The organism is Thioalkalivibrio nitratireducens DSM 14787 (assembly GCF_000321415.2).
GTDB classification, from domain to species: Bacteria; Pseudomonadota; Gammaproteobacteria; order Ectothiorhodospirales; family Ectothiorhodospiraceae; genus Thioalkalivibrio; species Thioalkalivibrio nitratireducens.
Genome location: NC_019902.2, coordinates 1,781,293 through 1,805,052 on the forward strand (window position 1 = coordinate 1,781,293; position 23,760 = coordinate 1,805,052).

Sequence of the window (23,760 nt, forward strand, 5' to 3'; positions counted from 1 at the left end):
TCGCCGGCCCTGCCCGCCGCGCAGATCGCCCGTGCCACCTGGGAGCCGGCCGGAAACGCCGGCACGTGCTCGCGCCACCGCGACCGAAACGCCTCCGCGTCAACGATCGAGCTTGAGCTGGTGCCGCTCGCGGTGAGGTGCATACTCCCACTTGATCTGGTTCGACTCGCGAGGTGCCACAACGTCGATCCTCGGCTGGCGCGATGCGGGAACACCCACGCCGTCGACTCCGTCGATCTTGATCTGACGCGAATCCGGAGCTGGCACCTGTGCCGTGTGCAGCGAATCCGGCTTCTCACTCGACAGACCCGGCGTCACGCCTGCCTGCGCCGTTGAAATCCCGATACCGGCTCCCAGAAGCGCCAGCACCGCCGTCATGCCCTGCGCAGTCCTTCCTTTCATCGTCAGATCCGTGGTCCCGTGGCAACGAGCTGGACTATAGCGGCATCCACGCTGGAATTGCACCTCGACGCGCAATCCTTCCCGATACACCCGCGATGCTTCCCGATGCCGTCACGCACTCACTACGAAAGCCCCGGAGCCTTGCGCAGGTATGTCCGATCCGTCAACTGCTTCAGTATGAAGTCGGCGACGTCGGCCCGTGGGATCTTGAGGGTGAGATCCTTGTCCGTGCCCGGGAAGCCGCATGCACGGCCCCATTCGTTTCAGCCGCTCAAGCGGCCATTTCCTCAGAACGATACTCCTTCCTCCGAACGATACTCCGGAAATCCCGAAGCGCCTGTTACCAATTCGGCCGCCAAGTGGCTGCCGAGGCTGAACCCACCACCGGTGCATGGGATAATGGGCGGGAGGCAAGTGCATGACCCAGATGGGCTTTTCCGCCATGGAATTCGCGGCGACTCGGTGTGAACGCGGTGTCCGGTCTGGTGCACACCGTGGTGGGGACGCAGCAGTTGGACGAAGCCGCTGCGCGGCGAAGGGCGGCCGCGCCGGGTAACATCCAGAATGCAGCCCCCTCATTGCTGACGGGCCGTTCCGGGAAGAACCGTGAGACTGCACGACCATGAGACCAGCAACTCCGTCCGACTTCAACCGGATGTACGGGAACCACCTCGAGCGCCTCAAGCTCCAAGGCCTGCAACCAGAGATCATCGATGCCTACGTCCCCATCGCCCGCGGCATTGATGCAGATCAAGGTTTCTTGGAACCACCCCTCGCAGACTGCGGGATCGTTCGAACGGAGTCTTGCTGTATGGAACTGGTCTGTCCGGCGGGGAGCCTGCCCGCGCTGCGCTCGGCGGTCGATGCCGGCGCGGACACGGTGTACACGGGGCTGAAGGATGCGACGAACGCCCGACACTTTGCAGGGTTAAACTTTACTGCGAAATCGATCGCGCAAGGCGTGGAATATGCGCATTCTCGCGGGCGACGGGTGCTAATGGCGATCAACACCTATCCGCAGCCCAAGGGCTGGACGCAATGGACCGCGGCGGTCGACCATGCCGCGGCGCTGGGCGTGGACGGGGTGATCCTCGCGGACTCGGGGGTGCTCGGCTACGCGGCCGATCGACACCCGGAACTGCCGCGTCACCTCTCGGTCCAGGCGTCGGCAACCAGCGGCGAGGCGCTCGCGTTCTACCGGCAGCAGTTCGGGATCCGCCGGGCGGTACTGCCCCGGGTGCTGTCACTCGCCCAGGTGAAGGCGCTGGCACAGGACACGGACATCGAACTCGAGGTGTTCGGCTTCGGCTCGCTGTGCATCATGGCCGAGGGCCGTTGCCTGCTGTCGTCGTATGCCACTGGCGAATCCCCGAACACCGTCGGCGCCTGCTCGCCCGCCGCGCACGTGCGCTGGCAGGACCTGCCCGACGGCAGGCTCGAGACGCGTCTGAACGGGGTGCTGATCGACCGCTTCCAGGCCGGCGAGCGGGCCGGTTACCCGACACTGTGCAAGGGCCGCTTCCAGGTCCGGGACCATGTTGGCCACATCCTCGAGGAACCGACCAGCCTGAACACGCTCGAGCTGCTACCGGAGCTACTGGATACCGGGATCACCGCGATCAAGATCGAGGGCCGGCAACGCAGCCCAGCCTATGTGGCGCAGGTGACCGCGATCTGGCGCGCGGCGATCGACACCTGCCTGGCAAATCGCGAGGCGTACCGCGCGCGCCCGGAATGGCAAAGCACGCTGGCCGATCTCTCCGAGGGTAGCCAGACCACGCTGGGCGCCTACCACCGCCCCTGGCACTGACGAGGAAGCCGCCGCGATGAATCCGACCCCGCGCCTTTCGATCGGCCCCTGCCAGTACTTCTGGCCCCGCGACCGGGTCGAGGCCTTCTACGCCGCCGTCGCCGACAGCCCCGCCGACATCGTGTACCTGGGCGAGACCGTCTGCGCGAAGCGCCGGGAACTGCGCCCGGACGACTGGATCGCACTGGGGCGCGAGCTGGCTGCCGCCGGCAAGCAGGTGGTGCTGTCCACGCTGACGCTGATCGAGGCGCGCTCGGAAATGGGCGTGGTGCGCCGCTTGTGCAGCAACGGCGAATTCCTGGTGGAAGCGAACGATGTGGCCGCGATGCAGGTGCTGCACGAACAGCGCTTGCCGTTCGCCACCGGCCCTTCGGTGAACATCTACAACGCCGCGACGCTGCGGCACTACCACCGCCTGGGGCTGCGCCGCTGGGTGCTGCCGGTCGAGCTCGGGCGCGACGCGCTGCAGGACATCCTGGACGACGCCGCCCTGCCCTGGGTCGAGACCGAGGTGCTCGTGCACGGCCGGCTGCCGCTGGCCTGGTCGGCCCGCTGTTTCACCGCCCGCTACCATGACCTCCCGAAGGACCAGTGCGGGCTGCGCTGCCTCGATTACCCGGCGGGAATTACGGTGGCTACGCGCGAGGGCGAGGAGTTCCTGACCCTGAACGGAATCCAGACCCAGTCGGGCCGGGTATGCGACCTGGTGCCGGCCTGGCGCGACCTGGTGGCTGCGGGCGCCGAGATCCTGCGCTTCAGCCCGCTTTCGGGCGGTACGCTGGAGGCCCTGGACGCGTTGCACCGGGCGCGCGAAGGGGATCCCGACGCCGCCGACGAACTTGGCCGGCAACCCGCCGTCAGCTGCAACGGCTACTGGTTCGGACAGCCCGGCATGACGGCCGTGGCGCCTGCTCGCACACCTCTGGAGCGAACGCGATGACCCTCCCGCTGCCGTACCTGCCCGCCCCCTCCACGGCCGTCCTGCTGTGGCCGCTCGGCGCGCTACCTCATCCCCTGGCGGAGGCGCTGGTCGCGCGTGCGACCCAGCAACTGCTGTCGGAGGCCCTGGAAGACGGTTCGCTGGAGCTGCTGGAGGGTCGGATCCTCGCGGTGACGGTCTCCGAGCCGACGCTGCGGATGCGTTTCACGCTCGACCGGGGTCGCCTGCACAGCGCCGGGGCAGGCCCAGCGGACGTGACGGTGACGGCGAGCGCGGACGACCTCCTGCTGCTGGTCGCGCGCCGGACCGACCCGGACACGCTGTTCTTCCACCGGCGCCTGCGCCTCTCCGGCGACACTGAGCTCGGTTTAGCTGTGAAAAATGTTCTTGATACCATTGATTTAACACGGATTCCAGCGCCACTGCAGGCGCTGGTTGACCACGCGGCCGACGGCGTCGAACGGCGACGAGCGCAATCAGTTTCCACGCCGGCCCTACCCCGTTGACGTGACCATCGCACGAGTGACGTTTCGGGCTACCGGCGCAAGAGTGCAGCGTCATCCCCCGCAGCGTCTGGACCTTTACCGGTGATCGGTGCAACATCGGCACGGGAGCGGCAGATGACGGCCTTCGGCTTCTGCTGCCCTACGCGTCTTTGATGGTCGGGGTGGCCGGAACCATGCCCTCTGCCGTCGGCGCCTCCTCAGGATTCCCGCGCATGTTACGCACGCTGTTTTCGATCGGCTTTCGCCCGTTCTTCCTCGCTGCCGGCTGGTTCGGCGCCGCCTGGGTACTGCTCTGGGTAAGCTTCCTGCTCAAGGGCAGCCCTTCGCTGGGCAGCCTGCATCCGATCCTATGGCACGGTCACGAGATGCTCTACGGCCTGGCCGCGGCGGTGATCGCCGGATTCCTGCTGACCGCATCGCAGAACTGGACCGGGCTTACGTCGACCACCCCCGCGAGCCTCGGCGCGCTGTTCGCGGTCTGGACGCTGGCCCGGCTCGGCTTCCTGTTTCCCGACTGGATCCCGCTGTGGCTCACCAGCGTGGCCGACCTTGCCTTTTTCCCGCTGCTGGCGCTGATCGTCGCGCGCGTGCTCTGGCGCGCCCGCAACCGGAATAACTACCTGCTGGTGCCGCTGCTGCTGGCCTTCGCGGCGCTGAATCTCGCGATCCATCTGGACTTTCACGGGCTGCTGCCAGGCATCGGGATGCCGGCACTGCATCTGACGGTGTACCTCGTGACCGGATTGCTGGTATTCATGGGCGGCCGGGTGATCCCCTACTTCACCGAGCGCCGGTTGCCGGAGCTGCGCGTGCGGCGCTGGCCGGCGGTGGACTGGGCCACGCTGCTGGCGACATTCGCGATTCTTCCAGGCTACCTCTGGCTCGGCCGCGATCCGGTGCTGGCGCCGCTGCTGCTTGCCGCCGCGGTGCTGAACCTGGTGCGGCTGGTCGCCTGGCGACCCTGGGGCACGGCGGGCGTGCCGCTGCTGTGGATCCTGCACGTCTCCTATTTCTGGATCCCGGTCGGCTTCCTGCTGCAGGGCCTCCACCTGCTGGGCGCCCCGGTACCGTGGTCGATCGGGATCCACGCGCTGATGGTCGGAGCCCTGGGCGGGCTGATCCTTGGGATGATGTCGCGAGTGTCGCTGGGCCACACCGGCCGGCCGCTGGAGCCCCCCCGGTGATCGTCCTTGTCTTCGCATTGATCGCACTGGCTGCGCTGGCCCGGCTGGCGATGGCTGCGTTCCCGGTGGCCGGCTGGCTGCTGCTGGCCACCGGGCTGCTCTGGTCCGGCGCGTTCGCGCTGTTCGCCCTGTACTACACGCCGATCCTGCTGACCCCCCGCAAGACCTGAGCCCCGGTGCCGGGCCCGTGCCGGTTACTCCGGGGCCGGCGCGATCCCTCGCCGTGCCTGCATGGATGCGCCCAGTGCCGCCCGTTCGCGAGCTGAGAGCAGCTGCTCCGCGAACGGAAACACCCGCTCGTTCTCGAGCGCCATGTGTTGTCGGTAGGCGGCGATCACCGCCTCGCAGCGCAGATCCGCCGCAGACTCGCCCCGGGCCAGCGCATCGAGCTCGGGGCGCAGCCGGGCCCAGTCCTGCGCGAGGGTGCCGTGCTCCGCGGCGAGGCGATCCAGCACCGCTGGCAGTTCCGCCTGCCAGCCCGGGCGTCCCGCCGCGCCACGCAGCAGCGGGAACAGGTCGTGCTCCTCGTCTTCGTGATGGTGGGCCGCGGCCTTGTCGAAATAGTCCAGCACGCGCCGGGCTGCGGCCTGGGCCGACGCATCCGGGCCATGGGTATCCAGGTACTCGGGCAGTCGCTCCAACAGGTCCAGGCGCTCGCTGATCCGCGCGTGGCAGGCACGCAGCAGGCCAATCGGATCGTCGAAGCCAGGCGCGGCTTTGGGCAGTTCCAGCATGTTCGGTTTTCCTCCCGGTGACATGCACTCTATCGTGCCATGCAGCCGGCACCTATGCCCTTGACCTTGGCCAGGATCCGGATGCGGATGCCGATGCCGATGCCGATGCCGATGCCGATGCCGATGCCGATGCGGGACAGAGGCTGCGCCGGCCACACACGTGATAGGCTTGCGTCGGTGTCTGCTGCACCCGCTGCAGCGGTTACCGTGCGTCACCCCTCGCCCGTCCCCGGATTTCGCAATGCCCGCACCGCCCCAGCGAACCTTCGTGTCCCGGCCGATCCCGGTGAACCTGATCACCGGTTTTCTCGGCGTGGGCAAGACCACCGCGATCCGTCACCTGTTGCGGCTGCGGCCCCGAACGGAGCGCTGGGCGGTGCTGGTGAACGAGTTCGGCGAGGTCGGCGTCGACGAGTCCCTGCTGCAGGGGGAAGCAGACGCCGTGGCTGTGCGCCAGGTACCCGGGGGGTGCCTGTGCTGCGTATCGAGCCAGGCGTTTTCCGTCGGCCTGAACCGACTGGTTCGCGAGCAGCGCCCCGACCGCATCCTGATCGAGCCCACGGGCCTCGGGCATCCCGACCAGGTCATTGCGACGCTGACCGGAGATCGCTACCGGGGCGTGTTCGACCTGCGAGCCACGATCACGCTGGTCGATGCCCGCCACCTGTCGTCCCCGCGCCACCGCGAGCACGCCACCTGGCAGGATCAGGTACGCGTCGCCGACGTGCTGGTGGCCAGCAAGGCGGACCTGTACACGGAGGACGACCGGCAGGCATGGGCTCGGTTCACCGCACGGCAGCAGCCGGCCCCGCACCAGATCCCGATGGTCGTGAACGGCGCACTGGATCCGGAGTGGCTGAATCTGCCCCGGCGGCCGGGCGAGGCCGAGGGATCGGCGCCGGGGGCAGTGTTCGGGGTGCCACCGGAGCGCGGCGATGATACGCCTCCAGCGCCCGACGCCCCTGTCGCCGCCGGCGATTGGCAACGGGTCGAAGGTCGCAGCGACGGGTTTCACTCCTGCAGCTGGCGATTCGGGCCCGGTGTGTGTTTCGACCGGAAGCGCCTCGCACGATGGATCGCAGCGGCGAATTACGACCGCGTCAAGGGCGTGCTGCGCACCGATGACGGCTGGATGCAGCTGAACCGCGTGGGCGCCGACGGCGACCTGGAACCCCGCGCGACGGGGGCCAGCGAGGGCCGTCTTGAAGTCGTGCATCGCGAGCCGCTGGACGGGCAGGCTCTCGACTACCGGCTGCGCTCGGCGGCCCGGGAACTCCCGGAAGGAGCATGACCGCGACCCGTCATGCACCCTGCCCGCGCCCGGCGACAGGCGCGGGCAGGCGGCTACCGGGGGAAGACTAGACGGAGGCTACGAGCAGCCCGAGGCCGGCGCCGCCGAATGCACCGACGGTCCCGCATACCGAGGGGTGGTACGCCAGCCAGCCCGCACGGATACCGACCGAGCAGGACGAATAAAAGGCGATGAAACCGATGACCGCAAGGATGAAGACCTGCGGATGCAGCACTGCAGTGGCGATTGCTTCCATCACTCCTCCGGAGCTTTTGCTGGATAAGACCGACCCTGGAGACGAGCGAGGCACGCCGGCAGGCCCGGGAACAAAGCCCTTCTAAAGCCCTTCGCTAAAGCCCTTCTATGGTTCACGCGACCCTACTCCGCCTCCGCACAGCCGTCAAGAAAGGCGAGTGCCGCTCCCTGAGATGCCCTCCGGGATGCAGCTCGGCGCACCAGCCGAAGCGCCGTTCCGCGAGCGGCGGCTTACGGACAGCGCTTGCGGTGGCCTTGCACCGAATGCGCTTGCTACTCTGAAACCCACTCACTCCGACGGGGGCCGTCCTGATGCCCGGTGCGTCCGAAATCCGCAACATGGCCCTGTTCTGCGACTTCGAGAATATCGCCCTCGGGGTGCGCGAGGCCCACTACCCGCAGTTCGACATCCGCCGCGTGCTCGAACGGCTGCTGCTGAAGGGCAACATCGTGGTGCGCAAGGCCTACTGCGACTGGGACCGCTACAAGGAGTTCAAGGCGCCGATGCACGAGGCGGCATTCGAGCTGATCGAAATCCCCCACGTGCGCCAGTCGGGCAAGAACTCGGCCGACATCCGCATGGTCGTGGACGCACTCGACCTCTGCTATACCAAAGGACATGTCGATGCGTTCGTGATCATCAGCGGCGACTCGGATTTCTCGCCCCTGGTCGCCAAGCTGCGCGAGAACAACAAGCTGGTGATCGGAGTCGGGGTCAAGAAATCGACTTCCGACCTGCTGACCGCGGCCTGCGACGAATTCATCTACTACGACGACCTGGTGCGCGAGGCAGCCCGCCAGAAACGCAAGGCGCGCAAGCCCGCGAAGGCCAGCGACCGCGACGAAGCAGCGTCCCGGCCGGCGGAACCGAACGGCGAGGACCGGCGGCAGGAGGCCCTCGACCTGGTCGTCGAGACCGCCGAGGCCCTGCACGCCGAGCGTGGCGAGGACGAGCCGGTCTGGGCCTCGATGGTCAAGCAGGCGATCAAGCGCCGCAAACCCGGGTTCAACGAAAGCTACTACGGATTTCGCTCGTTCAGCGCACTGCTCGAGGAAGCCGGCCGATCCGGCTTGATCGGCCTCGAGCGCGACCAACGCTCCGGGGGCTACATCATCCTGACCGAGGACTGAATTCTGTGGCCCCGGTAGCGACGCATACACGATTCGAACCGGCCGGCGACCCGCCGGCCAGCACCCCCAGTGCCGGAGGACCCAGCCGATGAAATCCGCGATGTATCGTGCGGCGCCGCCGCTGCTGCTGCTGCTGCTGTGCCTGTCCGTCCTGCTCTCCGTCCCGGGATCTCTGGCTGCAGATGCTGGCGTGCGCGCCGTCACCGTCTATCCGGACCGGGCCACCGTGATCCGCGAGCACCAGGCGGCGATCGTGGCCGGTGAGGGGACGATCCGCATTCACCCGCTCCCTCCCCGGCTGGTTCCGGACAGCCTGCGAGTGCGTGCCGAAGGCCCCGACGGTCTGATCCTCAGTCATGTCGAGACGCGGACCGTCCACGGCCGGGATCTGGCCCACCCCGAGGAACGTGCGCTGACCGAGGCCCTGCAGGTGGCTCGGGACGAGCGCCGCAGGCTCGCCGACGATCGGCAGGCCCAATCCATGACGCTGTCGTTCATCGAGCATCTGACCGAGCATGCCGGCGCGGTGGAACCCGGGCTGCCGCCCGATCAATGGCACCGTGCCTGGGGCCTGATCGGTGACGGCGCCCGCGACGTGCTCGAACAGATCGCGCGAATCGACATCGCCCTGCGCGATATCGATGCCGAGATCGAGCGCATCGAACGCGAGCTCAACAACCTGCGCACCGGGCGGCGCGACACCACAGAGGTCGCGATCCTTTACCAGGCCAACGCCGCGGGCGAGGCGCGGGTCACGCTCGAGTACGAGATCCCCGGGGCAGGCTGGAAACCGGTCTACGAGGCGCGCCTCGATACCGCGGACGGGCTGCTGGAATTCGTCCAGCGTGCCGAGGTGCGCCAGAACACCGGCGAGGAATGGGACGACGTGATCCTGCATCTGGCGACCGCTCGTCCGGCGCTCGGCGGCCGCTTGCCCAGGTTGTCGCCCTGGTTCATCGACATTCGGCCGCCGCCTCGGGCCCTGATGCGCGACGACACAGCCACACCGGAGACGATGGCCGTCCGTGCGCCCGCGGCGGTGAGCGAGGCAATGCTGGAAACGACCGGGTTCGCCACCCGTTACCGGGTACCGGGCCGCGTGAGCCTGCCGCCCGACGGCCGGCAGCAACGGTTCGTCCTCGCGAGCCACCGCCACGAGGCGGCGATCTCGGGCCGCGCGGTGCCCGTGCTCTCGCCCCATGCCTACCTGTTCGCGGAAACCGAATTTGCCGGCGAGGCGCCTCTGCTGCCGGGGCCGTTGACGCTGTTCCAGGACGGGCAGCTTGCAGGACAGGCGCGCCTCGACGCGCTGGCGCCCGGTGCGCCCCTCAGGCTCGCCTTCGGCGTCGACGACCGGATCGAGGTTCACCGGGAGATCGAGCGTGACAGCATCGGCCGCGAGGGCCTTCTGCGCCGCCAGCAGCGGCTCGAACGGGGGTACCGGATCACGGTGGACAATCGCCACGAGCGCGCGCTGGAGGTCACGGTGCTCGACCGCCTGCCGGTCCCCCGCGACCAGCGCATTACCGTCGAGCTGAGCCCGGCGGCGACGCCACCCACCGAGCGCGACGTCGACGGCCGTCTCGGGGTGCTGGCCTGGACCGGGGACTGGGCTCCAGGCGAGTCGCGAACGATACTGTTCAGCTATGTGGTGTCCTGGCCCGAAGATGTCGAGTCGATCCACGGGTTCGACGACCCGCGGCCATGAACCCGCGCACACCGGTGCACCACGGTCCGGCGCGCCGCGTCCGCTATACTCGACCCATGGATCGCACCGCGGCGCATCGACGCTTCCCGGGGCATGGCGGCGTCGCCCGGCCGCAGGGCAAGCCGGACCGGCCCACGGGCCATGCGCCGGATTGGAAACTCTCCGTCGAACGGGAGCAGGCACAATGACATTCAAGGTCGGCGAACTCGTGATCATGCAGAACGCCAGCTACTACACGGAATGGAACGGTGCGCTGGGAGTGATCGTAAGCCCGCTCGCCCCCCGGACTTCAATGGACCTGCTGTCCATGCGCTACCGCACCAGTCCCAGCTACCGGGTCAAGGTGCTGGCTTCCGAGGGCATCGTCGTCGATGCCCGCCCGCATCAACTGCGCCGCCTGCGCGGCCCGGACGAGCCAGTCGCAACGACGCGCCGGGCGCTCCGGCCCGTCGCCGGAGAGGCCTCCTGATGCCCGGTCGCACCGAGTGCCGGTGATGGCCGCCTGGCTGGTGGAACACTTCGTCTGGGTTGCGCTCGCGCTGGTCGTGGTGCTGGTGGGCCTGAAGTTCCTGATCGGTGGCCTGATGAAGCGGCTGATGGATGCCTCGGCGGCGGCCGAGGCCGCGGCCAAACACAACCCGGGCGACGGCCCGGGTCCGGATCGCCGCTGACATCGCCCGGCCGCCCCCGGGGAGCCAGGCACAGCGGCGTCCGTGCGATCGCGCTGAAATCCTGGGGGTTCACCGGGGCGTTTCTTGCGCGCCGATTCCTCGCCGGTATGATGCTGCGCCAGCGCCGCCCCTTCCCACCCCGGAGAGGGATCCGGCAACCCGAATCCGGAGGAACCCCATGGTCCAGCCCACGCAGTACGAAGAACATCCCTTCGCGCAGTATGTGCGCATCCTCGGCAAGGGCAAGAACGGTACCCGCCCGTTCACCGAGCAGGAGGCGTTCGACTCCATGCGCATGATCCTCGACGGGAAGGTCGAACCGGTCCAGCTCGGTGCCTACATGATGCTGATGCGGGTCAAGGAGGAAACGCGCGAGGAGCTGGTGGGCTTCGTGCGCGCCGTGCGCGACGCCATCCGGGTGCCTGCCGATGCCCCGGAGGTCGACCTGGACTGGTCCTCGTACGCCGGCAAGCGCCGCGTGCTGCCCTGGTACCTGCTGTCCACGCTGCTGCTGGCACAAAACGGGATCACCACGTTCATGCACGGGGCCAGCGGGCATACCAACGGCCGTATCTATACCCGGGACGTGCTGGGCGCTCTGGGCATCCCCCCGTCGCGGTCGATCGAAGAGGCCTGCGAGCGCATGGGGCGGGAGAACTTCGCCTATCTCGACATCGAATACCTCTGTCCCCGACTGCACGAGATCATCGAACTGCGGCCACTGATGGGCCTGCGCTCGCCGGTGCACACCGTCGCTCGGAGCATCAACCCGTTCGGTGCACCCTACGTGATGCAGGGGATCTTCCACCCCGGCTACCGGCCGGTGCACCAGGAGGCGGCGATGCTGCTCGGAGAGGCCAATGTCGCGGTGATCAAGGGCGAAGGCGGCGAGATCGAGCGTAATCCCGATTCGCCCTGTCTGGTGCAGCGCGTGCGCGAGGGCGTGCTCGAGGAAGAAGAATGGCCGGCGATGTTCGCCCGGCGCCATCCCCGGGAAGACACGCTCGACATCGATCGGCTGGTCCGGTGCTGGCGCGGCGAGACCGAGGAGGAATACGGCGAGGCCGCGGTGGTCGGCACCGCGGCGATCGCGCTGCACCTGATGAACCGGGCGCCCACACCCGAGGCGGCGACCGCGCTGGCGCGCGAAATGTGGCAGGCGCGCCGCCGCGACCGCCTTCCGGCCGCAGCCTGAACCCGGGGGATTTCGGGTGGAATGGCAGGAAATGGACGATCTGAAGCGGCGGATGCGCGACTTCGCCGAGCGCCGTGACTGGGACCAGTTCCATGCCCCGAAGAACCTCGCGATGGCGCTCGCCGGAGAGGCCGGCGAGCTGATCGAGCATTTCCAGTGGCTGACCGAGCAGCAAAGCGCCGAGCTCGATGCGCGCACACTGGAGAAGGTCGCCTCCGAGATCGCCGATATCCAGATCTACCTGGTACGGCTGGCGGACAAGCTCGGCGTCAGCATCGCCGACGCGGTCGAAAACAAGATCGTGGTGAACGAACGCAAGTACCCGGTCGAGAAGGTCTACGGCAGCGCGCGCAAGTACACCGACTACGACCCCTCCAGGTAGCACACGAGGCGCCGGCCCGCGACGGCCGGCGCCTGGATCGGCGGTCCGCCGGCGCGTTGTCAGGCCGCTGCGCTCTCCGGCTCAGCCGCCTCGCCGAACCACCCGACCAGCTGCGGCAGCAGGCGCTGCACCTCGAGGCTCAGCAGCGCGAAGCGCGCATCCAGCTGGACCAGTTCGTCGTCGCTGTCGACATCGTCGAGTGACTCGAGAACCTCGTCCTCGAAGCCGAGGCGGCGGATATTCAGCTCGTCGTCGAGCACGAAACGCATCCGATCCTCGAACACCAGCGCCAGGCGGGACACACGGCGCCCGACGTCCAGGTGGGTCCGGATTTCGTCCGAGAGCAGATCGACCCGCTTGACACGGACCACGCCGGCATCGTCTCCGGCCTCCTTCAGTTCGCACTCGTCGCCGAGCGCCAGCCCGGCCGGCAATGTGGCACCGTTCAGCCAGGACGTCATCAAGTTCGCGGGATCGGTCCCGACCTTCGGCGGTGCCACCGGCAGCGACCCGAGCGCCTTGCGCAGCAGGCTCAGCAGCTCCTCCGCACGGGCCTTGCTGGCCGTGTCGACCAGCAGCCAGTCATCCTGCGGCAGCACCACCGCCGCGGTCACGCTGGACCGCGTGAACGCACGGGGCAGCAGTTCGTGCACGATCTGCTCGCGCAAGGTGCTCTTCTCCCTGCGTCCGATATCCCGCCCTTCGGCGGCCTCCAGCGTCTCGATCCGCTCCGCCAGTGTCTCGTTGATCACCGACGCGGGCAGCATGCGTGTCTCCCTGCGGGCGGAAACCAGAATGGCGTCTGCCGCGGCGTGCGCCAGCTGAGTCGCCTGCCGCCCCAGCGGCGGCACCCAGCCAACGGTTTCCGGTTCCAGGCTGCCGCAGGGACGGAACGCGGCGGCCTGCAGGGCCTCGTGCAACTCCTCGGGCGAGGTCGTGAACGGCTGGGCAAGCCGGTACAGCCGGAGATTCCTGAACCACATCGCAACCCCTTCCTGGGCAGTTTTGGGACGCGCAAGCCTACCCGATCCCGACCATCGCTTCAGCCCCCGATGCCGGGGCAGCAGGGTCATCCGATTCCCGGGTGAAAAAAAGCCCGGTCCAGAGGACCGGGCTTTTCCGTACGGCACCCCCGGGTCGGGAGCTTACTCGGACTCGTCCTGCTGCGGAGCGGGTGCCGCCCACGGAGCGGGATGGGCCGGACCGTAGTACGGCGCGTAACCGTAGCCGCGGTAGTAGGGGTGATAGTAGCCATAGCCGTCGCCGTAGCCGCGACCCAGACCACGGCCACTGCCGCGTATCGAGAAACCGAAATCACCGAACAGGTCACCCAGACCGAACCAGTCCCCGATGCCGCGGCCCCAGCCCGGACCGTAGCCGTATCCCGGACCGTAGTACGGGCCATAACCATAGCCCGGCCCCCACCACTGGGCGCTGGACTGCATCGGTGCCGCAAAAGCCAGAACGAGAGCGGAGGCAGCGAGAACTTTCAGAGATTTGCGCATGACGTTTCTCCTTTCTTGCGAAGATGCCCTTGCTGGATATCTTTCCCGCTTCGCCAAGGGCCGCACGTCGCGGGTTGAAGCAATGCCGGTTTTTCGTCCAGGGGGTTGGGACCCTTGATCGCGTTCCCGAACCATCCATTAGGAAAGAATTATATGGCAATCTTCAGAAAAGTGAAGCCCCACCCGCACCCACCGCCGCAAGTGGTGCCGAAGGCACGAAGTCAGTCGCGGGCGCCGCACAATGACCCTGGATCGGAGGCTGTGGGGGCGCGCGTTGTTGTGCCTCCTGCTCCTGCGTCGGCACCGCCAACCCCCGATGCGCTTGGTTCACCCTACCCCGATTCCTTCATTGCCCGGAGTAGCAGTCGCGCGCCTTCACCGCTAGCCGGTTTCGCAGGGAAGCCCGGCGCGCCACCAGGCACGCATGCCGGCACGCAGTTGCCGAGCGTCATAGCCCTGCCGGCGCAGGATGCGCACCGCGGGGACGCTGCGATGCGCGGTCAAACATACCGCGACGACCGGGCGCCCGGGATCGAGATCCAGGGAACGGAGGCCGGAACGGGTGAAATGCGTGATCGGAAGGCTCCGCGCCCCGGGTATACGGCTATACCGGAATTCTAGCCGGGTGCGGACGTCGACGATCTGGACGCCCCCGCGCGTGGACAGCTTGCGGAGTTCCTCCGCACTGACTTCCGGAACGGCCCCGAAGGGCCACCAGCTGCGAATCGTGTCGAGGATCATCATCAAGCGCCTCCAGCCATCGCGGGATACAGCCACCGACCGCGAAGGTCCGCGAGCCCCGGATCACCGCTGCCCGGGATCCGGCATTGCCGGCCTGCCGAACCCCCGCTTACCGTGTCGGGGCGCCATTGGCGTGGCGGTACAGCCACAGGACATCGACCGCGAACGAGTAGCTCAGCGAGAGAAGCGCCGCCAACACCACGATGCTGGCGGCCTGCGCGGGCATCACCGGTGCCAGTGCCGCCAGCAACGCCAGGGACTGAAGCACGCAGACCGTCTGACGGCGGCGGCTTGGCGGCAACCTCGCGCTGAGCCAGGCCCAATACCAGCCACCCACAACAAAAGCGTAGCGCAGCAACCCGATCAGCAACACCCACGCACCCGCCTGCCCGGTACGCCAGACGAGCAGCGACAGTATCAGGATCAGCCATGCGTCCACCTCCATGTCGAAGCGGGCGCCGAACGCGCCCGTGCGCCGGGTACGCCGGGCCACCGCTCCATCGACCGCGTCCAGCGTCACGACCAGGGCCGAGATGCCGATCAGCCAGACCGTGGTGAGCGTATCCCATGAGCCGGGATGCAGCGCCACGATCGAGACTGGCGCTGCCAGCGCGGCGCGCAGCAGCGTGATGCCGTTGGCGGCGCCCGGGCCCTGTCGCAGGAACACGGGAGGCGACCGATACAGCAGCCCGCCCACCAGCAACGCGTACGCGAACAGCGAGTACGCAGCGACCGTCCCCGGCACGTCCGCAGCGTGGACCAGCAGCAGCGCCGTGCCTCCACAGGCCCCGAGTCCGATCGCCAGCTGCAGGCGCCAGGCGCTCGCCTGCGCGGGCAGCCGCCGCAGCGGCGTCGCGGGAAAGTCGTGTTCGTTGGGTGCGTTCATCTGTTTCCGGACGCGAAGAACCCGTCAGCAACTGCGCGGGCCGGGACGGGGCGGCGGTCCACTCGATTTCGACCCCTGCGCGCTCAATTGGTTTGCTGGCACCCGGCAGCGGCGCCGATTACCATTCGACGAACTCAGGCATTCTTGGAACCCCCATGCGCGCCGCCTCGAAAACCGCAAGAGCCTTCTGGGTGCTCGGCCCCGGCCGCGGTGAACTGCGCGAGGAGTCCCTGCCGGACGCCGGACCAGACGACGTGCTGGTTCGCACCCTCTTCTCCGGGATCAGCCGGGGGACCGAAGCGCTGGTGTTCACCGGACGCGTTCCCGAGAGTCAGCGGACCGCAATGCGCGCGCCGTTCCAGGCCGGCGAATTCCCGGGGCCGGTCAAGTACGGCTACATCAATGTCGGGCGGATCGAGGAAGGCCCGGCCGAGCGTATCGGGGAACACGTCTTCTGTCTGTACCCGCACCAAGACCTGTACCGGGTGCCGGGAGCCGCGGCGATTCGGCTGCCCGAGGGCCTGCCTCCCGAACGCGCGGTACTGGCCGCAAACATGGAGACGGCGGTCAACGCGTTCTGGGATGCGGCGCCTCTGGCTGGAGACCGCATCCTGGTCATCGGCGGTGGTGTCCTCGGGCTGTTGACCGCCTGGCTATGCGGCCGCGTTCCCGGTACCGAGGTGACGCTGGTGGACACGAATCCGCGGCGGGATCGGTTCGCCGCGGCCCTCGGACTCGAGTTCCGCGATGCGCCGGTCGAGCACATGAACGCCGACCTCGTGATCCACGCCAGCGGGCAGCCGGAAGGGCTGGTCCAGGCGCTGGGCGCGGCCGCTATCGAGGCGACCGTACTGGAACTCAGCTGGTACGGGGACCGCATGGTGGCCCTGCCGCTGGGTGAGGCCTTCCATTCCCGGCGCCTGGTGCTGCGCAGCAGCCAGGTCGGCCGGATCCCGGCGGCGCGCGCCGCACGCTGGGATCATGCGCGCCGGATACGGCTCGCTCTCGAACTGCTGCGCGACGAGCGCATCGACCCGTTGGTGACCGGCGAGGACGGGTTCGCGGATCTGCCGTGGGTCATCGCACGGCTTGCCTCGGACCCCGGAGACACGCTCTGCCACCGGGTGCGGTACCCGTGAACCCGGGCGTCGACCCACCGCACTGGCCGCGCTCGGCGGGCCGAAACCGGTGCCACCGGGCTTCCTTTCGATGATCATGTTCCCCTTTCCCGGCTGGCCCCGAGGAGGCCCTCATGTATAGCGTGAACGTCCGTGACCATTTCATGATTGCCCACAGCTTCACCGGCGAAGCGTTCGGACCCGCCCAGCGGCTCCACGGCGCGACCTATGTCGTCGACGCGACCTTCCGTCGGAGGGAACTGGACGCGGACGGGGTGGTGGTCGACATCGCTCTGGCAGGCGCCCAGCTGGGGGCGGTGCTGGCCGGGATGAACTATCAGAACCTCGACGATCACCCCGACTTCGAAGGCCGCAACACGACCACCGAGTTCCTGGCCCGCGAGATCCATCAGCGTCTTGCCGATGCGATCCAGCGCGGCAAACTCGGCCCATCCGCGTCGGGAATCGACGCCCTCTGCGTCACCCTGCACGAATCTCACGTGGCCTGGGCCAGTTTCGAAGGACCGCTTTGACGCCGGCTACCTCGACCCTGCACCTGGTGGTTCCCGGCCCGCCGAATCAGCGAACCGGCGGCTACCTCTACGACGCACGCATGGCGGAAGGCCTGCGCGCGCTCGGGTGGCAGGTCTTCGTTCACGGACTCGGTGGGCGTTTCCCGGGTCCGGATCCGGAGGCCGAACGTGCGCTGTCACGACTTCTCGCCGCGTTGCCCGATGGAGCGCCGGTGCTGATCGACGGGCTGGCGCTCGGAGGTCTGCCCGACCCGCTGGCAGCGCACGCATCCAGGCTGCACCCGATCGCCCTGGTGCACCACCCCCTCCGTGACGAAACCGGTCTGTCGCCCGCGCGCGCTGCAGAGTTGGAGTCACTCGAGCGCCGCGCCCTCGCTCACTGCCGTGGCGTGATCGTCAGCAGCCCCTACACCGCCCGTCGGCTCCGGGCCTGGATACCGGACCGGATCGGTATTCGCTGCGTGCTGCCCGGTACCGCCGCGGCCATCGAGGCACCGGCCCCGGGTGCCCACGCGCCCCCGCGCATCCTCTGCGTCGGAACGGTGATCCCCGCAAGGGCCAGGACCTGCTGGTGCGCGCGCTCACTGCGCTGCGCGACATCCCCTGGCACTGCGTGATTGCCGGCAGTCTGGAGAGGCACCCGGAATTTGCGCGCCAGGTACGGGAGCAGATCCGCCAGGCCGGGATCGACGACCGGGTGCACCTGGTCCGCGAATGCACCTCGGCTCGACTCGAGTATCTGTACCACTCATCCGGTCTGTTCGTGCTGCCCTCCTGGTACGAGGGCTACGGCATGGCCTTTGCCGAGGCAATGGCTCACGGTCTGCCCGTGATCGGCACACATGGGGGCGCGATCCCGGATACCGTTCCGGCACACGCCGGAGTCCTTGTCGCCCCGGGGGATCTCGAAGCGCTGACGCAGGCCCTTGCCGATCTCCTGCAGGATCCGTCGGCCCGCGCCCGTCTCGGCCAGGGGGCGCGGCGCCATGCCCGCACGCTGCCCGACTGGCCGGAGGTCGCGCAACGCCTCGCGTCGGCGATCCGGGAGCTGGCGGGACCATGAGCAGCCGGTTCGAGGCGGACTGGCTGTCGCTGCGCGAACCCGCCGATCGACGCGCACGGTCGGCCAGATTGGTCGAGGGGTTCCGGGCCTGGAGTCGGGGCCGCGACCCCCTCCACGTCGTCGATCTCGGAGCGGGCACCGGCGCCAACCTGCGCTTTCTGGCCCCGCAGCTGCCGGTGCGACAATACTGGACGCTGATCGACCACGATCCTGCGCTGCTCGCGCGGGTGCATATCCCGGACCGAGGACCGACCGTGCGCAGCGTTTGCGCCGACCTGCGCCAGTGGCGCGGCGTACTGGGCGAATCCCGGCTCCCGGACCTCGTCACCGCCGCCGCGCTATTGGATCTCGTGGGCGCGTCCTGGCTCGACGATCTGGTTCAGAGCTGCCGCGAAATGGGCGCGGCCGCCCTGTTCGCACTCAGCTACGACGGACGCCTGTGGGGGGCGCCGCCCGACCCCGACGACCGCGCCGTGAGGCGGGCGGTGAACGCCCACCAGCAGCGTGACAAGGGTCTGGGCCCCGCGCTGGGTCCCCGCGCCGCGGCGTGTGCCGCCGCAGGTTTCAGGGCCGCCGGATTTCGGGTTCTGATCGCGCGAAGCCCCTGGCATCTCGGCAGCGAGAGCGAAGAACTGGCCACCACGCTGATTCGCGGCTGGCTGGCGGCCGCCTGCGAGCAGGTTCCTGCCGATCGCGAACGCTACCGTGCATGGGCGCAGCGGCGGGAACGCGACATCCGCTCCGGACGCGTTCGGTTCTGCGTCGGCCACCTGGATCTGCTGGCGCTGCCATCGGTCGCTCCCTGACCCCGCCGAGGCTGCCTGGATACCGGGATCGCGCCCGTACGCGGGTCTTCCGCCGAGCCCTGGCGGACGCCGGCGCGGTCACGGGCGCAGGTCGAGGTCGAACAGCATGTCATTGCCGAGCGGGAAATAACGGCAGCGAGGACGTAGTGCCTGGTCCAGGCGGTCCACCGGGGGCAGGGTCAGAGAAGCGCGCCCCGAACCCAGCACCACCGGCGCCACGGTTACATGCAGCCGGTCGAGCACGCCGGCGGCGAGAAACCGCGAAACCGTGATGCCTCCGCCCTCGATCAAGACCCGCGGCAACCCGCGCTCTGCCAGCAGCCGCAGGATGTCCGCCGGCGCGAACCCGTCCTCTTCCCGTTCCTCCAGCGCGACCGTCTCCACCGACGGCGGTGCCGGCACCGACGGAGCGCGCCGAGCACTGCGCAACCACAGCGTCCGGGCTTCGGCATTCCGGAACACTCGGGCGCGGGGATCCACACGACCCGAGGGATCCAGAATCACCCGCACCGGGCTTGGTCCCACCACCTTGCGCACGGTCAGCAGCGGATCGTCGGCAGCGATCGTTCCGGCACCGACGACCACCGCGTCCACGAGTGCGCGCAGGCGGTGCAGGTGGCGGATGTCCTCGGGCCCGGTCACGTACCGGGAATGCCCGGTGCGGGTCGCGATATAGCCATCCAGGGTCTGCCCCAGCTGCGCGATTGCCAGCGTCTCGCAGGACGCGAGCGGAAGATAGATCTGCCAGAGCGACTCGATCCCGGATTGAGATCCGGCACCCGCGGGAGACACATTGCCGGACTTCGCCCCCGTGCGCCCGGGAACCCGGTCCAGGATCGCGCGCCAGGCGGCATCCTCGGGCGACCCCGGGCTCATCCGGGCCTACCGGTGGCCAAACCCGGACGCACGCCCCGGCGCCCCTCCTCTTGGTCCGAAGCAACGCGCGCGTTCATGCGACCGGCGGGCGCAGTGCCCCGAGCGGGAACGCCCGGGTCTCACGAATCACGCGTGCAATCGCGTCGCCGTAGTACGCGACGAGACGTGCGCCCAGCGCTGTGTCCGCCAGGCTCGCATCGCCGACCACACCCGATACGTGCAGATCCCGCGCCATCCAGGCGAACGAAGCCCGCCCCTCCGGACCCAGCAGTGCGAACTCGTGCTCGAGCCGCTGCCCGAGCGATCCGGTGTCCGGGCCGCCTTCGGCACGCACCGAATCGGGTGCGAGATGCAGCATCATCGCGGTCTCGATGGCCCCGCCGTGCCACCCGTGCTGCAACTCGGTCGCGGGCAGACCGATGCCGTCCGGGTGCCCGAGTCGGAAGTAGCTGCACTTGACCACCAGCAGGCCATGGTCGCGCCGCAACCGAAGCGCCGCGAGATCCATGACCTGGGTATTGCCCCCATGGCTGTTGCAGAGGAGCAGCCGGCGTACCCCGCTCCGCGCTACGGCTGCACCGTACTGCTCGATCACTGCCAGCGCAGTCTCCGGTTCGAGGCTCAGCGTTCCGGGAAAGCCGTCGTGTTCCATGCTGGTGCCGACCGCCAACGGCGGCAGCACCCAGACCGCCACGTCGTCGCCGAGTGCGACCGCCGCGGTATCCAGCAGCCCGAGCCCGATTTCGAGATCGGTCGACAGGGGCAGTTGCGGCCCATGCTGCTCGATCGCCGCCAGCGGCAGGATCAAGACGGGATCCTGCGTCACAGCCGCGGCGATTTCGGGGCTGGTCATCTGCTGCCAGAGCGGAAATCCGGTCGGCGTCATCAGCGCATGGTTCGTCTGCGATGCCGCGATGTCAAGCGCCATGCCCGGGCCAACTGCCGGCACGTGCGGGTTGCAGCCGCGCATACAGGTCTCCGGACGCGATACCCCCTGCGCCCGCTTCCAGCCAGGCTGCCAGCGCGTCCGGTGGCCGCCACCCGCGAAACAGGAATTCGCGCCGCTCGCCGGGGATTGCGTTGAACGCATAAGGGCCGAGTTCGGCGAGGCGGCGCACACTGTCCCGGGCGACCTCGAGTGCACCGGACACGAACTCCAGCGAAAGCGCGGGCAACGGCCGGCTGAGACCGGCCAGCACCTCCGCCTCGAAGCCTTCGACATCGAGCTTGCAGAAATCCGGTACCCCGTACTCCCGGATCAAGGCGTCGAGAGTGGTGACCTCGACGGAGACAGTCCGGTCCCAGGCCACACGACGGAACGAGCGGTTGCGACGGCTGAGCCCTTCCTGCCAGTCAGCCGAAAGCGTCGACACCGTCGGATGCAGGCGGCTGATCGCGAGCCGCGCCTGCCCGGCAGCACGTCCCACCGCTTGCGGGCGAACCACGACCGACGGGTGTGACCCCACGAGACGCCGCAGCCAGCGCTCGAGCTGCGGCTGCGGCTCGAGCGCGACGACGCGGGCCCCGAGGTCCGCAAAGGCCCGGGTGCGGTCGCCCAGATGGGCGCCGATGTCGAAGACCAGACCGCCCGCGGGGACGAACGGTTGGTAGAGACGGCGCAGCGATCGCTGCCGGCCCGGACGCCAGTAGATCACCAGCGAGCGGAGGATGCCGAACCCGGTCTGCCAGTCGTGCCGCGCCATGTTGGCCGGGAAAATCCCCTGGTTGCGCGCCGCGGACGTCCGACGGTGCGAGGTCAGGCTCTTCTTGCGTCCAGATAGGCCTTGAAATCTTCGCTCAACTCCGGGTGCTGGAGGGCGAATTCGACGGTCGCCTGCAGATACCCCAGCTTGCTTCCGCAATCGAAACGCCTGCCCGAGAATTCGAAGGCGGTGACACGCTCTTGCTCCAGCAGGCGGGCAATCGCGTCGGTCAGTTGGATCTCGCCTCCCGCTCCGGGCTCCTGCGCCTTCAGCAACTCGAAAATGCGGGGCGTCAGCACGTAGCGGCCCACGACGGCCATGCTGGAGGGAGCGTCCTCGGGCCGGGGTTTCTCGACGATCCCCTTCACGTCCCACAGGCCCGGGGTATCGGTCGCCACCGGGTCGATCACGCCGTACTTGCCGGTGTCCTGCCGCGGCACCTCCTCCACCCCCAGCACGCTGCACTGGGTGTCGTTGAACTGCTCGACCATCTGCGCCAGCGCACCGCCCCGCTCGCTTTCAATCAGGTCGTCGGCGAGGATCACCGCAAAGGGTTCGTGTTGCACGATCGGCCGGGCGCAGCCGACCGCGTGGCCGAGGCCGAGGGCATCCGCCTGCCGAACATATACGCAGGTCACCTCGGGCGGGAGGATGTTTCGAACCAGTTCCAGCATCCGGGTCTTGCCCCGCTGTTCCAGTTCGCTTTCGAGTTCGTAGGCCTTGTCGAAATGATCCGGAATCGAGCGCTTGTTGCGTCCAGTCACGAACACCAGTGTCTCGATTCCCGCCGCGACCGCCTCTTCCGCTGCATACTGGATCAAGGGCTTGTCGACGATCGGCAGCATCTCTTTCGGATTCGCCTTGGTCGCCGGCAGGAAGCGCGTGCCCATCCCTGCGACGGGAAAAACCGCCATGCGAATACGCTGCTCATTCTTCGTCATTCTGTCTCCGCGCGGTTGTCCGGTGCAGGCCGGGGCCTCCGCGGAGACCCCGGCCCGCCGAGGGCCTAGTCCAGCTGGATCCGATCCAGATTCATCTCCACCGTGCGCTCGCCGATCCCGCTCACCCGGGTGAGTTCCTGGACCGAACGGAACGGTCCATTCTCTTCCCGGTCGGCGACGATCGCCTGCGCCTTGGCCGGCCCGATGTTGGTGAGCTGGGATAACTCCTCAACCGAGGCCGTGTTCGGGTTTACCGGACCGGAGGCCCAGGCTACCGGCAGACAGAAAAACAGCAGGATCAGAACAGCGGCAAAGCTCTTCTTCATGGGTACAACCTCCATGTCATGGTTCAAACGGTCGGTGCCGATCCAGGCACCACGGTTATCCTAACCGGCGCAGCGCTCGGCCACCACCCCCGAAACCGAAAGAAACGTGGACGCGTGGGGCGAAAGGGGCCGAAGGCCGTCATCCACCGTTCCCTCGCCGGGTTCACCGCGGCCGCTGCGCTCTTCCGCATGGATATGGATTGCATCGCAACCATCTGTGCCAAGGGGCTGTTTTCTGGCGCGAATATGGGCCAATCCCGAAGACTTCGGGGACGCGATGCAATCCATGGGGGTTACGGGAAAGCGCCGGTCGCGCGGCCGGTTCAGCCCCCGGAAGCCGTCTCAATCTCGGCGAGCAGGTGGGCGGCGGCCTGCGCCGGGTCCGGCGCCCGGGTGATCGGGCGCCCCACCACGAGATGCGAGGCCCCGGCGCGGATCGCGGCTGCCGGCGTCGAAATTCGCTTCTGGTCGTCGACGCCGGCACCGGCGGGCCGGATTCCTGGCGTCACCAGGCACGGCGCCGGGCCGAGGGTCCGGCGCAGCCGCTCGGCCTCCAGAGCCGAGCAGACCAGCCCGTCGAGACCGCCCTGCGCGATCGCCAGATCCGCGAGCAGCATGACCTGTTCGTCGGGGCTGCGGTCGACCCCGACCGACTGCAGCGTGGCGGCATCGGTCGCGGTCAGCACCGTCACCGCGATCAAGCGGCTCTGTGGGGAGACCGCACGCACCGCGTCCGCCGCGGTGCGCATCATCTCCAGCCCACCCCCGGCATGCACGTTAAGCATCCAGACGCCGAGCCGCGCGGCAGCCCGGCAGGCGGCACCCACCGTATTCGGAATGTCGTGGAATTTCAGGTCGAGGAACACCCGGAAGCCCATTTCCTGCAGGCGTTCCACCAACGCGGGCCCTTCGGCGACGAACAGCTCAAAGCCGACCTTGACCGCGCAGTGACGGGAATCCAGCCGACCCGCCAGATCCACCGCGGCGCGGGCGTCGGGAAAATCCAGCGCCACGATGAGCCTCGGATCCGATGGTTGCGATACGTTCTGCATG

The 23,760-nt window shown here is 68.4% G+C and carries 27 protein-coding genes and 2 pseudogenes; 15 read left to right on the top strand and 14 right to left on the bottom strand.

What is annotated here, in order from left to right:
* Positions 1-99: 99 nt before the first annotated feature.
* Positions 100-378, bottom strand: a complete 279-nt coding sequence (locus tag TVNIR_RS08335; protein ID WP_015258561.1) for a hypothetical protein — start codon at positions 376-378, stop codon at positions 100-102.
* An 835-nt stretch (positions 379-1,213) separates the two neighbouring features.
* Between TVNIR_RS08335 and ubiU the strand changes: the two genes are divergently transcribed.
* The 4 genes and pseudogenes from ubiU to TVNIR_RS08355 all read left to right on the top strand — a co-directional run bounded on the left by ubiU (position 1,214) and on the right by TVNIR_RS08355 (position 5,012).
* Positions 1,214-2,212, top strand: a complete 999-nt coding sequence (gene ubiU / locus TVNIR_RS08340) for a ubiquinone anaerobic biosynthesis protein UbiU (RefSeq protein WP_043740419.1) — start codon at positions 1,214-1,216, stop codon at positions 2,210-2,212.
* 16 nt (positions 2,213-2,228) lie between these two features.
* The gene (locus TVNIR_RS08345) at positions 2,229-3,152 is read left to right on the top strand and encodes a U32 family peptidase (RefSeq protein ID WP_015258563.1); all 924 of its coding nucleotides are present in this window, start codon (positions 2,229-2,231) and stop codon (positions 3,150-3,152) included.
* On the top strand, positions 3,149-3,658 hold the full coding sequence (ubiT, locus tag TVNIR_RS08350; RefSeq protein ID WP_015258564.1) for a ubiquinone anaerobic biosynthesis accessory factor UbiT: 510 nt from the start codon (positions 3,149-3,151) through the stop codon (positions 3,656-3,658). Before TVNIR_RS08345 ends, ubiT begins: the two co-directional genes overlap by 4 nt.
* A 212-nt stretch (positions 3,659-3,870) precedes the next feature.
* A pseudogene (locus TVNIR_RS08355) lies at positions 3,871-5,012 on the top strand (NnrS family protein).
* A 24-nt stretch (positions 5,013-5,036) separates the two neighbouring features.
* Here the strand turns inward: TVNIR_RS08355 and TVNIR_RS08360 are convergent.
* Entirely contained in the window at positions 5,037-5,576 is a 540-nt protein-coding gene (locus TVNIR_RS08360) for a hemerythrin domain-containing protein (RefSeq protein WP_015258567.1), read from the bottom strand.
* A 29-nt stretch (positions 5,577-5,605) separates the two neighbouring features.
* Positions 5,606-5,734, bottom strand: coding sequence for a hypothetical protein (locus TVNIR_RS21040; protein WP_015258568.1), 129 nt, complete (start codon positions 5,732-5,734; stop codon positions 5,606-5,608).
* Between the two features lie 83 nt (positions 5,735-5,817).
* On the opposite strand from TVNIR_RS21040, the gene TVNIR_RS08365 reads away from it, so the two are divergent.
* The gene (locus TVNIR_RS08365) at positions 5,818-6,867 is read left to right on the top strand and encodes a CobW family GTP-binding protein (protein WP_015258569.1); all 1,050 of its coding nucleotides are present in this window, start codon (positions 5,818-5,820) and stop codon (positions 6,865-6,867) included.
* A gap of 67 nt (positions 6,868-6,934) precedes the next feature.
* On the opposite strand, the gene TVNIR_RS08370 is transcribed toward TVNIR_RS08365, so the two are convergent.
* Entirely contained in the window at positions 6,935-7,123 is a 189-nt protein-coding gene (locus TVNIR_RS08370) for a hypothetical protein (protein WP_015258570.1), read from the bottom strand.
* A 311-nt stretch (positions 7,124-7,434) separates the two neighbouring features.
* Here TVNIR_RS08370 and TVNIR_RS08375 point away from each other — a divergent pair, with 311 nt between their 5' ends.
* From TVNIR_RS08375 to TVNIR_RS08400, 6 genes are all read left to right on the top strand, one after another.
* Entirely contained in the window at positions 7,435-8,253 is an 819-nt protein-coding gene (locus tag TVNIR_RS08375) for an NYN domain-containing protein (RefSeq protein WP_015258571.1), read from the top strand.
* Positions 8,254-8,341: 88 nt separating this feature from the next.
* Entirely contained in the window at positions 8,342-9,961 is a 1,620-nt protein-coding gene (locus TVNIR_RS08380) for a mucoidy inhibitor MuiA family protein (RefSeq protein ID WP_015258572.1), read from the top strand.
* 184 nt (positions 9,962-10,145) lie between these two features.
* Positions 10,146-10,430: a hypothetical protein gene (locus TVNIR_RS08385; protein WP_015258574.1), complete on the top strand. Its 285-nt coding sequence runs from the start codon at positions 10,146-10,148 to the stop codon at positions 10,428-10,430.
* A 25-nt stretch (positions 10,431-10,455) separates the two neighbouring features.
* Entirely contained in the window at positions 10,456-10,632 is a 177-nt protein-coding gene (locus TVNIR_RS08390; protein WP_237251786.1) for a hypothetical protein, read from the top strand.
* A gap of 178 nt (positions 10,633-10,810) precedes the next feature.
* Complete coding sequence (locus tag TVNIR_RS08395) at positions 10,811-11,827, top strand: glycosyl transferase family protein (RefSeq protein ID WP_015258576.1); 1,017 nt, start codon at positions 10,811-10,813, stop codon at positions 11,825-11,827.
* A gap of 31 nt (positions 11,828-11,858) precedes the next feature.
* The gene (locus tag TVNIR_RS08400) at positions 11,859-12,209 is read left to right on the top strand and encodes a nucleotide pyrophosphohydrolase (RefSeq protein ID WP_043739529.1); all 351 of its coding nucleotides are present in this window, start codon (positions 11,859-11,861) and stop codon (positions 12,207-12,209) included.
* A gap of 59 nt (positions 12,210-12,268) precedes the next feature.
* Here the strand turns inward: TVNIR_RS08400 and rdgC are convergent, their stop codons facing one another.
* The 4 genes from rdgC to TVNIR_RS08420 all read right to left on the bottom strand — a co-directional run bounded on the left by rdgC (position 12,269) and on the right by TVNIR_RS08420 (position 15,341).
* Positions 12,269-13,192 carry a recombination-associated protein RdgC gene (gene rdgC, locus TVNIR_RS08405; RefSeq protein ID WP_043739530.1) on the bottom strand — a complete coding sequence of 308 codons (924 nt, stop codon included), beginning with the start codon at positions 13,190-13,192 and terminating at the stop codon, positions 12,269-12,271.
* 162 nt (positions 13,193-13,354) lie between these two features.
* Positions 13,355-13,714 (bottom strand): sulfur globule family protein, encoded by a 360-nt coding sequence (locus TVNIR_RS08410; protein ID WP_015258579.1) that lies wholly within the window; start codon positions 13,712-13,714, stop codon positions 13,355-13,357.
* A 381-nt stretch (positions 13,715-14,095) separates the two neighbouring features.
* Positions 14,096-14,458 carry a rhodanese-like domain-containing protein gene (locus tag TVNIR_RS08415; protein WP_015258580.1) on the bottom strand — a complete coding sequence of 121 codons (363 nt, stop codon included), beginning with the start codon at positions 14,456-14,458 and terminating at the stop codon, positions 14,096-14,098.
* A gap of 106 nt (positions 14,459-14,564) precedes the next feature.
* A complete protein-coding gene (locus TVNIR_RS08420; RefSeq protein ID WP_015258581.1) occupies positions 14,565-15,341 on the bottom strand; it encodes a CDP-alcohol phosphatidyltransferase family protein in 777 nt (258 codons plus the stop codon).
* 155 nt (positions 15,342-15,496) lie between these two features.
* Between TVNIR_RS08420 and TVNIR_RS08425 the strand changes: the two genes are divergently transcribed.
* From TVNIR_RS08425 to TVNIR_RS08440, 4 genes and pseudogenes are all read left to right on the top strand, one after another.
* On the top strand, positions 15,497-16,480 hold the full coding sequence (locus tag TVNIR_RS08425) for a zinc-dependent alcohol dehydrogenase (protein ID WP_015258582.1): 984 nt from the start codon (positions 15,497-15,499) through the stop codon (positions 16,478-16,480).
* A 113-nt stretch (positions 16,481-16,593) separates the two neighbouring features.
* Entirely contained in the window at positions 16,594-16,992 is a 399-nt protein-coding gene (locus TVNIR_RS08430; protein ID WP_015258583.1) for a 6-pyruvoyl trahydropterin synthase family protein, read from the top strand.
* Between the two features lie 26 nt (positions 16,993-17,018).
* Positions 17,019-18,055: pseudogene (locus tag TVNIR_RS21260) on the top strand (glycosyltransferase family 4 protein).
* Positions 18,052-18,861, top strand: coding sequence for a class I SAM-dependent methyltransferase (locus TVNIR_RS08440; RefSeq protein WP_015258585.1), 810 nt, complete (start codon positions 18,052-18,054; stop codon positions 18,859-18,861). Before TVNIR_RS21260 ends, TVNIR_RS08440 begins: the two are co-directional and overlap by 4 nt.
* A 78-nt stretch (positions 18,862-18,939) precedes the next feature.
* On the opposite strand, the gene TVNIR_RS08445 is transcribed toward TVNIR_RS08440, so the two are convergent.
* The 6 genes from TVNIR_RS08445 to pyrF form a co-directional block, all read right to left on the bottom strand.
* Entirely contained in the window at positions 18,940-19,737 is a 798-nt protein-coding gene (locus TVNIR_RS08445; protein WP_015258586.1) for a RibD family protein, read from the bottom strand.
* Positions 19,738-19,810: 73 nt separating this feature from the next.
* The gene (locus TVNIR_RS08450) at positions 19,811-20,623 is read right to left on the bottom strand and encodes a creatininase family protein (RefSeq protein WP_043740425.1); all 813 of its coding nucleotides are present in this window, start codon (positions 20,621-20,623) and stop codon (positions 19,811-19,813) included.
* A gap of 31 nt (positions 20,624-20,654) precedes the next feature.
* The gene (locus TVNIR_RS08455; protein ID WP_015258588.1) at positions 20,655-21,440 is read right to left on the bottom strand and encodes an FkbM family methyltransferase; all 786 of its coding nucleotides are present in this window, start codon (positions 21,438-21,440) and stop codon (positions 20,655-20,657) included.
* A gap of 53 nt (positions 21,441-21,493) precedes the next feature.
* A complete protein-coding gene (gene galU / locus TVNIR_RS08460) occupies positions 21,494-22,381 on the bottom strand; it encodes a UTP--glucose-1-phosphate uridylyltransferase GalU (RefSeq protein ID WP_015258589.1) in 888 nt (295 codons plus the stop codon).
* A 65-nt stretch (positions 22,382-22,446) separates the two neighbouring features.
* On the bottom strand, positions 22,447-22,707 hold the full coding sequence (locus tag TVNIR_RS08465; protein WP_015258590.1) for a ComEA family DNA-binding protein: 261 nt from the start codon (positions 22,705-22,707) through the stop codon (positions 22,447-22,449).
* Positions 22,708-23,030: 323 nt separating this feature from the next.
* Complete coding sequence (gene pyrF, locus TVNIR_RS08470) at positions 23,031-23,759, bottom strand: orotidine-5'-phosphate decarboxylase (protein ID WP_043739531.1); 729 nt, start codon at positions 23,757-23,759, stop codon at positions 23,031-23,033.
* Between the last annotated feature and the right edge of the window lies 1 nt (position 23,760).